Origin of the sequence: Mycobacterium sp. (assembly GCF_035314905.1) — a bacterium.
In the GTDB taxonomy this organism is placed as follows: domain Bacteria; phylum Actinomycetota; class Actinomycetes; order Mycobacteriales; family Mycobacteriaceae; genus Mycobacterium.
Genome location: NZ_DATFYW010000196.1, coordinates 1 through 9,221 on the forward strand (window position 1 = coordinate 1; position 9,221 = coordinate 9,221).

At 69.1% G+C, this 9,221-nt stretch carries 10 protein-coding genes; all 10 read right to left on the reverse strand.

Going from position 1 to position 9,221, the window contains the following annotated elements; genetic code table 11:
- Positions 1 to 298 precede the first annotated feature (298 nt).
- A complete protein-coding gene (groL, locus tag VKG81_RS17140; protein WP_324397749.1) occupies positions 299 to 1,924 on the reverse strand; it encodes a chaperonin GroEL in 1,626 nt (541 codons plus the stop codon).
- 83 nt (positions 1,925 to 2,007) lie between these two features.
- Entirely contained in the window at positions 2,008 to 2,310 is a 303-nt protein-coding gene (groES, locus tag VKG81_RS17145; protein WP_066982812.1) for a co-chaperone GroES, read from the reverse strand.
- A gap of 179 nt (positions 2,311 to 2,489) precedes the next feature.
- On the reverse strand, positions 2,490 to 3,512 hold the full coding sequence (tsaD, locus tag VKG81_RS17150; RefSeq protein WP_324397750.1) for a tRNA (adenosine(37)-N6)-threonylcarbamoyltransferase complex transferase subunit TsaD: 1,023 nt from the start codon (positions 3,510 to 3,512) through the stop codon (positions 2,490 to 2,492).
- Positions 3,509 to 3,985 carry a ribosomal protein S18-alanine N-acetyltransferase gene (gene rimI, locus VKG81_RS17155; RefSeq protein ID WP_324397751.1) on the reverse strand — a complete coding sequence of 159 codons (477 nt, stop codon included), beginning with the start codon at positions 3,983 to 3,985 and terminating at the stop codon, positions 3,509 to 3,511. Before rimI ends, tsaD begins: the two co-directional genes overlap by 4 nt.
- On the reverse strand, positions 3,982 to 4,638 hold the full coding sequence (tsaB, locus tag VKG81_RS17160; protein ID WP_324397752.1) for a tRNA (adenosine(37)-N6)-threonylcarbamoyltransferase complex dimerization subunit type 1 TsaB: 657 nt from the start codon (positions 4,636 to 4,638) through the stop codon (positions 3,982 to 3,984). The genes rimI and tsaB overlap by 4 nt, the downstream gene beginning before the upstream one ends.
- Entirely contained in the window at positions 4,617 to 5,072 is a 456-nt protein-coding gene (gene tsaE / locus VKG81_RS17165; RefSeq protein ID WP_324397753.1) for a tRNA (adenosine(37)-N6)-threonylcarbamoyltransferase complex ATPase subunit type 1 TsaE, read from the reverse strand. Before tsaE ends, tsaB begins: the two co-directional genes overlap by 22 nt.
- Positions 5,065 to 6,132, reverse strand: a complete 1,068-nt coding sequence (locus VKG81_RS17170) for an alpha/beta hydrolase (protein ID WP_324397757.1) — start codon at positions 6,130 to 6,132, stop codon at positions 5,065 to 5,067. The genes tsaE and VKG81_RS17170 overlap by 8 nt, the downstream gene beginning before the upstream one ends.
- A 136-nt stretch (positions 6,133 to 6,268) precedes the next feature.
- Positions 6,269 to 7,444 carry an alanine racemase gene (gene alr / locus VKG81_RS17175; protein ID WP_324397754.1) on the reverse strand — a complete coding sequence of 392 codons (1,176 nt, stop codon included), beginning with the start codon at positions 7,442 to 7,444 and terminating at the stop codon, positions 6,269 to 6,271.
- Positions 7,445 to 7,507: 63 nt separating this feature from the next.
- A complete protein-coding gene (locus VKG81_RS17180; RefSeq protein WP_324397755.1) occupies positions 7,508 to 8,890 on the reverse strand; it encodes a glutamate decarboxylase in 1,383 nt (460 codons plus the stop codon).
- A gap of 15 nt (positions 8,891 to 8,905) precedes the next feature.
- Positions 8,906 to 9,221: NAD(P)H-hydrate dehydratase (locus VKG81_RS17185; protein WP_324397756.1), on the reverse strand; the 316-nt coding region annotated here is incomplete at its 5' end.

Here is a 9,221-nt window from a genome sequence, read left to right on the forward strand (position 1 = left end):
TAGGGAAAGGAGCCGGGCGCGCCCGTCGTCGTACTCCCACGTGAAGCGCGCGTCGCCGGCACTGGCGACCTCCCACGAGTAGGGCGCGGGCACGTCCGTGTACTTGTCCCTCGTGGTCATGAGCTGCCGCCTTTCTGCCCGGTGTGACCAGTGGTCATATGACGAGTATCACATTGCACCGCGTGCGGCAGCGCGTCGACCCTGACGGGCGGGCTAACTGACCGCGGCCCGCTCCAACGCCCAACAAACGAAGGCACCCCCGGCCAATTGACCGGGGGTGCTTCGTTACAAGGTGCTTCTAGTGATGGTGATGGCCGTGACCATGCCCGTGATCATCGTCGTCGTCGTGGCTTACTTTCTCGACAACGGCCGTCTCGGTGGTGAGCACCATCCGGGCCACCGAGGCGGCGTTGAGCACCGCGGACCGGGTGACTTTGACCGGGTCGATGACGCCGTCGGCGACAAGGTCGCCATAGGTCAGCGTGGCCGCGTTCAGCCCGTGGCCCGCGGGCAACTCGCTGACTCGGTTCACCGCGACGGCGCCGTCCAGCCCGGCATTGGTGGCGATCCAGTACAGCGGCGCCGTCAGTGCCCCCGTGAACACGTCGACGCCGAGTGCCTCGTCGCCGTCCAGCGAACCGCGCAGCTCGGCGAGCTTCGAGCGGGCCTGCACCAGGGCCGAGCCGCCGCCCGGCACGATGCCCTCTTCGACCGCGGCCTTGGCGGCCGCCACCGCGTCCTCGACGCTCTCCTTGCGCTCCTTGAGCGCGGTCTCGGTGGCCGCGCCGACCTTGATCACCGCTACCCCGCCGGCCAGCTTGGCCAGCCGTTCCTCGAGCTTTTCGCGGTCCCAGTCGGATTCGGTGGTTTCGATCTCGGCGCGCAGCTGCCTCGCCCGCGCCGCGATGGCCTCCTCACCGCCGCCGCCGTCGATGATCGTGGTGGTGTCCTTGGTGACCACGATCCGCCGGGCCGTGCCGAGCACCTCCGGGCCGACCTCACGCAGCAGCAGGCCGACGTCGGGGTTGACCACCTGCGCGCCGGTCACCACCGCGAGATCCTCCAGGAACGCCTTGCGGCGATCGCCGAAGAACGGCGCCTTGACCGCGACGGTCCTCAGCGTCTTACGGATCGCGTTGACCACCAACGTGGACAGCGCCTCACCCTCGACGTCTTCGGCGATGATCAGCAGCGGCTTACCGGTCTGCGCCACCTTCTCCAAAAGCGGCAGGAAGTCCGGCAGCGAGCTGATCTTCTCACGGTGCAGGAGCACATACGCGTCCTCCAGAACGGCTTCCATCGCGTCGAAGTCGGTGATGAAGTACGCCGACAGGAAGCCCTTGTCGAACTGGACGCCGTCGGTGATCTCCAGCTCGGTGGAAAGCGTCGACGATTCCTCGACGGTCACCACGCCGTCGTGGCCGACCCTGGTCATCGCCTCACCGACCAACTCGCCGATCTGCTCGTCGCGTGACGACACGGTGGCCACCTGTGCGATCGCGTTCTTCTCGGTCACCGGGGTGGCCGCCGCCAGTAGCGCTTCGGAGACCGCGTCGGCCGCCTTGGAGATGCCCGCCCCGAGCTTGATCGGGTTGGCGCCCGCGGCGACGTTGCGCAGGCCGCCTTTCACCAACGCCTGCGCCAACACCGTCGCGGTGGTGGTGCCGTCGCCGGCTACGTCGTTGGTCTTGGTCGCCACCGACTTCACCAGCTGGGCGCCCAGGTTCTCGAACGGGTCTTCCAGGTCGATCTCCCGTGCGATGGTGACGCCGTCGTTGGTGACCGTCGGACCGCCGAAGGCCTTGGCCAGCACGACATGTCGGCCGCGCGGGCCCAGCGTCACGCGAACCACGTCCGCGAGCTTGTCGACCCCTGCCTCCAGCGCACGGCGTGCGGTTTCGTGGTATTCAATCTGCTTTGCCATAAACGTGTCCCGTCTTCACACGCGTGCCGCCCCGGTAATCCGCCGCTGTCACGCGGGGATCGCCGGGGCGGACACGCTCGTCGCTACTTGTTGACGATCGCCAGCACGTCGCGGGCCGACAGAATCAAATACTCCTCGCCGTTGTACTTGATCTCGGTGCCGCCGTACTTGCTGTAGATGACGGTGTCGCCCTCGGACACGTCCAGCGGGATCCGCTTCTCGCCGTCCTCATCCCAACGGCCGGGGCCGACGGCGACAACGGTGCCTTCCTGCGGCTTCTCCTTGGCGGTGTCGGGGATGACCAGACCGGACGCGGTCGTGGTCTCGGCCTCGTTGGCCTGAACGAGGATCTTGTCCTCGAGTGGCTTGATGTTAACGCTCGCCACGTTAGAGCCCTCCAGTTGATCGGGATGCGATCTGGGGCCTTCCCCAGACCTGTCGGAATTACCAGGTGTTCGGCAAAACGCCCTGCCCTCGCGCCGTCGTCGCGGGTGCCGACCCGGGAGCTGTCCGCCTGCCACCTAGCACTCTATACATGGGAGTGCTAGCACTCAAGGGAGGCCTGCTACACGTTTGAGGAAACGACGGGAAGCCCCGGGTCGGCGGCCGCGACCAGCGCGGATGGCTCCGCGCCTGCCGCAACGAGGTGCGCCGCGAACGACGCGATCATCGCGCCGTTGTCCGTGCACAGCCGCGGCCGCGGGATCCGCAGCGTCAGTCCCGCCGAAATGCAACGCTGTTCGCCCAGCTCGCGCAGCCGGGAGTTGGCGGCCACCCCGCCGGCGATCAACAGCGTGGACACGCCGAGGTCGGTGGCGGCGCGCACCGCTTTGGCGGTCAGCACGTCGGCGACCGCTTCCTGGAAGCCCGCGGCGACGTCGGCGGGCGAGTAGCCGGGGTGGCTTTCCAGATAACGGGCCACCGAGGTCTTCAGGCCGGAGAAGCTGAACGCGTACGGGTCGTCGCACGGACCGGTCATCCCGCGCGGGAACACGACCGCGCCGCGGTCGCCGGTGCGCGCGAGGTCGTCGAGCACCTTCCCGCCCGGATAGCCCAGCCCGAGCAGCCGCGCCACCTTGTCGTAGGCCTCGCCGGCCGCGTCGTCGGCCGTGCTGCCGAGTTCGACGATCGGCTCGCCCAGCGACCGCACGTGCAGCAGGCTCGTATGGCCGCCGGACACGAGTAGCCCGACGCACTCCGGCAGGGGGCCGTGATCGTAGACGTCGGCGGCCAGGTGACCGCCGAGGTGGTTCACCGCGTAGAACGGCACGTCCCAGGCCGCCGCATACGCCTTGGCGGCGGCGACGCCGACCAGCAGCGCCCCGGCAAGCCCGGGACCGATGGTGGCAGCGACGATGTCGGGCTTGGCCACACCGGCCGTCGCCAGCGCGCGGCGCATCGTCGGGCCGAGGGCTTCCAGGTGCGCGCGAGACGCGATCTCGGGCACCACGCCGCCGAACCGGGCGTGCTCGTCGACGCTGGAGGCAACCTCGTCGGCGAGCAGGGTCACGGTTCCGTCGGGGTGCAGTTCGGCGATCCCGACACCGGTTTCGTCGCAGGAGCTTTCGATCGCGAGAACGACAGTCACGGTGCTTGTCTCCTCGCGGCGCCCGGCGGATCCCGCCGCATCGTGTACGCGTCGGCACCGCTGAGGCGGTAGTAGCGCTTGCGCAGTCCGACCTCGACGAAGCCCGCTCTGCGGTACAGCGAGATCGCGGCCGCGTTGTCGGTGCGCACCTCCAGATACACCGCGCCGCCGCGGGCGAACTCGAGTAACGCGTCCAGCAGTTGCCGGCCGATTCCCTGCCCCTGATAGGTCGGGTCGACGCCGATGGTGTGCACTTCGTATTCGTGCGGCGGCAACAGGCCGAGCCGCGCGATGCCGGCGTAGCCGACGAGGCTGTCATCGGCGCGGGCGGCGACGTAGTGGTTGTGCCGGGCGCCGAGCTCGTGCAGGAAAGCCGACGCGGGCCACGGGTCGTCCCCGTCGAACAGCTCGGCTTCCAGTTCGGCGCATCGGGCGACGTCGCCCCGGGTCAGCGCGTCGATCGTCAGGCTCATCGCGCCAGCGCCTCGCGCTCGGCGAGAGTCTTCGCATCAGGGCGGCGCAGATAGATCGGGACCAGGGGTGCGGGTGTCGCGGCCCAGCAGGTGACGGCCCGCACCAGCCCGCGTGCTGTCGGGTGGGTCGCCTCGAGCCGCGGCAGGTCGAACACCGCGGCGTGTTCGGGCGATCCGGCGACCGCCTCGTCGGATCCGGCCGGAACCTCGGCGGCCTTGTTGACCGCGGGCCCGGCGATGCGCGCGCCGTCGCGATAGCGCGCCCAGTAGACCTCGCGGCGACGTGCGTCGGTGACCACGAGCACCTCACCTGTGGTGACCGCGCCGATCGCGTCGAGGCTGCACACGCCACACACTGGCACGTCGAGCGCGTGGCCGTATGCGGCGGCGGTGGCCATGCCGACCCGCAGGCCGGTGAACGGCCCCGGCCCGCAGCCCACCACGACGGCGCCGAGGTCGCCAAAGGTGAGCCCGGCATCGGCCAGCGCTTCCAGCACGTTCGGCGTCAGCTGTTCCGCGTGCGCGCGCGCATCCACGGTGACGCGCTCGGCGAGCACCTCGGGGCCGCCCTCGCCGCGGCGCACGATTCCGGCCGTGACCGCGGGGGTGGACGTGTCGATCGCCAGCACGATCACTGCCGGCTCCACTGCCATGTGGCGGTGCGGATGTCGGAGTCGGTGCCGCGCTGCAAGCGCACGTCGAGGTGGCGGTCCGAAAGCCGCTCGGCCAGCCCCTCCCCCCATTCGACCACCACGACGGCCTGGTCGAGGTCGGTGTCGAGGTCGAGCGAATCCAGCTCGCCCAGCAGATCGCTGCCGGTGTGGTCGAGCAGCCGGTACATGTCGACGTGCACCATGGCTGGCCCTCCGGCACGCCGAGCCCGGTGCACGCGGGCCAGCACGAACGTCGGTGACGTCACAGGCCCCTCGACGTCCATCCCCCGCGCAATACCCTTCGCCAGCACGGTCTTTCCCGCACCGAGTGGGCCCGACAGCACCACCACGTCCCCCGCGCGCAGCTCGGCGCCCAGCCGCTCGCCCAGCGCGAAGGTCTCGTCGGCAAACAGCAGCGTCGCGCTGTTACCCATGCGGCCTCATCTTCTCGCGAAGCCTGCGGGTGAACGCGACGAGTTTCGAGGGTGTCGCGCGTTCCACCAGTCGGACCAGCGCGTCGTCGATCGCCTCCGGCTGCTCGAGCTGCACGAGATGCCCGGCGCCGCCGACGATCACCAGCTCGGATTTCGGCAGCGCCGCCGCCATCTCCTTCGAATGCGTCGGCGGAGTCAGCGAATCGTGGTCGCCGCAGGCGATCAGCGTCGCGATGTTGGCCAGCACGGGCAGCGCGGCGCTCTCATCGTGGACCTCCAGCGCATGAAGGAACTCGACCATCGTGGTGACAGGCGTGTCGTGGATCATCTTCTCCGAGAACGCCACAACAGTTGGGCTGATCTTCTCGTCACCGTACGACGCGGCGCGCAGGATCGGACGAAGCACCGAGCGCGCCGCGCCGCGACCGCGAAGCACGAGCTTGGGCGCGTAGCGGGCCGCGAAACGGACCGCCTCCAGCGCCGGGTTTTGCAGGATCTCGCCCAGCGGGGACCTCGGGAGGCCCTCGGCAGCCGAGGAGATCAGCGCCGCACCGACGACGCGGCTGCCGTAATGCTGCGGGTACTGCCGGGCGTGCGACAGCACGGTCATGCCGCCCATCGAATGGCCGACCAACACCACCGGGCCGCGGGGGACCGTGACTTGCAGGACCGTTTCCAGGTCGCGCCCCAGTTGAGTCACCGTGTAGGTGTCGGTGGGCGCTTCCCCGGACTGGCCGTGGCCCCGCTGGTCGTAGAACACCATGCGGACCTGCTCGCCCCACTCCTCTTCGAGGCGTGCCCGCTGAAAGTGGAACGCGCCCATGCACATACAGAGACCATGCGCGAACACGACGGTGAGCGGGGCATCTTCTGGCCCGACCTCGCGCACGGCCAGCGGCACCCCGTCCGGCGTTGTCACCACCCCACCGCGATCGGCGTCGAGTAGGTCGAAATTCTCCCCGGCATGGGGGTCGTCGACGTCTTTGCGCTTGCCGACCGAGCGGGCGGCGGACACCCCGGCGACGGTGCCGACAGCGGCCAGTCCCGCGACGCCGGCCATCCAGCCGGCCTGGCGCGCGCGGCGGCCGCGCAATTCGTCGCCGTTACTCGTCGTAAGGAGGCGTTCAGCACTTTTCGCCGCCCGGCGCACCAGCCTTTCGTCGAGAGTCTTGGCTCTGCGCTGCCGCGGTTTTTTCTCAGCCAATTTGGCCGGCCTCCCGGTAGACCCGGGTCACTCGTCCACGCGGGCTGGTCACGATCTCGTAGTGGATGGTGTCGAGCAGGTCGGCCCAGTCCTGTGCGGTCGGTTCACCTTCGGTGCCGGGGCCGAACAGCACCGCGGTGTCGCCCTCGTGGACGTCCGTTTCGTTCGGCCCGAGGTCGACGACGAACTGGTCCATGCAGATCCGTCCGACGCTGCGCCGTAGCCGGCCGTTGATCAGCACGTCCATCCGCCCGCTCAGTGCCCTGTACACGCCGTCGGCGTAGCCGATCGGCATCAACGCCAGCGTGGTGTCGCGCTCGGCGAGCCAGGTGTGACCGTAAGACACGCCCTCCCCCGCGCGTACCGATTTGACCAGCGCGACAGAGCATCTGAGCGTCATCGCCGGCACCAGCCCCATTTGACCACGCTCGGGGATCGGGCTCAAGCCGTACACCGCGATTCCTGGCCGCACCATGTCGTAGGCGAGGTCGGGGCGTGACATGGCCGCAGGCGAGTTCGACAGGTGGGCGATCTCGTAGCGCACCCTGTGTGCGCGAGCCTGCGCGATCATATCCGAAAACCGCTGAGCCTGAAGATCGTTGGTGGGGTGCTCGGGATCGTCGGCGTGCACCAGGTGGGACATCAGCCCGCGCACACCGATCGCGCCCTCGGCCTGGGCACGAAGCAGCGAGTCGAGCATCACCGGGTATTCGGCGGCGCTGACCCCGTTGCGGTTGAGCCCGGTGTCGACCTTGACCGTGACGGATGCGGTGATGCCGGTGCGCCGGACCGCGTCGAGCACTTCGCCGAGTTGGCGCACCGACGACACCGCGATCTGGATGTCGGACTGCAACGCGGGTGCGAAGTCGCTGCCCGGGGCGTGCAGCCACGACAGCAGCGGTGCGTTGATGCCGTCGCGGCGCAGCGCGAGCGCCTCGTCCGTGGTCGCCACGCCGAGTTCGGCGGCCCCTGCCGCCAGCGCGGCACGGGCGACGCGGCTTGCGCCGTGTCCGTAGCCGTCGGCCTTGACGACGGCCATCACCGCGGCGTCACCGGCATGCTCGCGCAGCACCTTGACGTTGTTGGCGATCGCGTCGAGGTCCACCACGGCTTCGGCCGAGGTGTTGGGCCCGGTGTTCGGCGGGGTCGCCAGCGGAATCGAATGCATGTCAGATCACCGCTGACGATTGTCCCAGAACCGGTCGGCGCGCCGCGCCGGCCGGTGCCGGTTTCAGTGCGCGAAGAGCCGTTGGTTGTTGAAGAAACCTCGGGGTTTGAGCGCGTCAAGGTGCTGCAGGACGCCCGTGAGGTCGTCCCGCAGACACCGGGCCAGGTCCGCCGAGAGGCCTTCGCGCACCACGACACGCAGCACGGAGACGTCGGTCGCATTGTCGGGCATCGTGTACGCCGGCACCTGCCAGCCGTAGGACCTCAGGGCGGCGGACACGTCGAACTCGGTGTATCCGAAATCACCCGCGAGCTGAAACGCCACCACCGGGATGTCCGAGCCGTCGGAGATCACCTTGAAGTGTTTGCTCTTGCCTAGTTCGTCGGCGATCCAGCGTGCGGTCGACGACAGCGTCTGCATCACCTGGGTGTAGCCGGCACGGCCAAGCCGCAGGAAGTTGTAGTACTGCCCGATGACCTGGCTGCCCGGCCGGGAGAAGTTCAGTGTGAAGGTCGGCATGTCGCCGCCCAGGTAGTTGACCCGGAACACCAACTCCTGGGGCAGGCTTTCGCGGTTGCGCCACACGACGAAGCCGATACCGGGATACGTCAGCCCGTACTTGTGGCCGCTGACGTTGATCGACGCGACGCGCGGCAGCCGGAAGTCCCATTCCAGGTCGGGATACAGGAATGGGACGACGAAACCGCCGCTCGCCGCGTCGATGTGCATCGGGACGTCGACACCGCCGTCGGCGGCAAGCTTGTCCAGGGCCGCGGCGATCCGCCCGATCGGTTCCAGCTCACCGGTGTAGGTGGTGCCGAGGATGGCGACCACGCCGATGGTGTCGTCGTCGACGGCGTCGAGAACCTGCTCGGGGGTGATCACGTAGCGGCCCTCCTCCATCGGCAGGTACCGCGGTTCGACCTCGAAGTAGCGGCAAAACTTCTCCCACACCACCTGCACGTTGGACCCCATGACCAGGTTCGGGGCGCGCGTGCGCCAGCCGTCGCCGACGCGCTGCCTCCACCGCCATTTCAGCGCCAGCCCGCCCAGCATCACCGCCTCGCTGGAGCCGATCGTGGAGACGCCGGTCGCGCTGTTGGGGTCGTCGTCGCGCAGATGTTCGGCGTGGAACAGGTCGGCCACCATCGAGACGCACCGTTGTTCGATGGCCGCGGTGACCGGGTATTCGTCCTTGTCGATCATGTTCTTGTCGAACGTCTCGGCCATCAGCTTCTCGGCCTGCGGTTCCATCCACGTGGTGACGAACGTCGCCAGGTTCAGCCGTGAGCTGCCGTCGAGCATCAACTCGTCGTGGATGAACAGCTGGGCCGCGTCGGGATCCATCGAGTCGTCGGGCAGACGCAGTGACGGGATCGGCGCGGTGAACAACCGCCCGGTGTAGGCCGGTGCGAGGGCCGGGGTCGGGTGCGATGCGTGGGGCATTGGCTGGTCCTTCCGTTATAGGGCTGCGACGGCGGAGCGGATGTGGGCGAGGATGCGCGACGCCGACGTCGGCGCCGGGTCAGGTCCGGGATCGGCGGCGGACAGGTTCGCGGCGCGGGCGTGCACGAAAGCGGCGGCCGCGGCGGCTTCTCCGGTGGGCAGGCCGGCGGCCAGCAGCGCGCCGATCATCCCGGACAGCACGTCGCCCGAACCGGCCGTGGCGGCCCAGGACTGCCCGGCGGGGTTCAGGTAGACCGGGCCGCCGGGGTCGGCGATGACGGTGACGTTGCCCTTGAGCAGCACCGTCGCGCCGAACCGGTCCGCGAGCTCG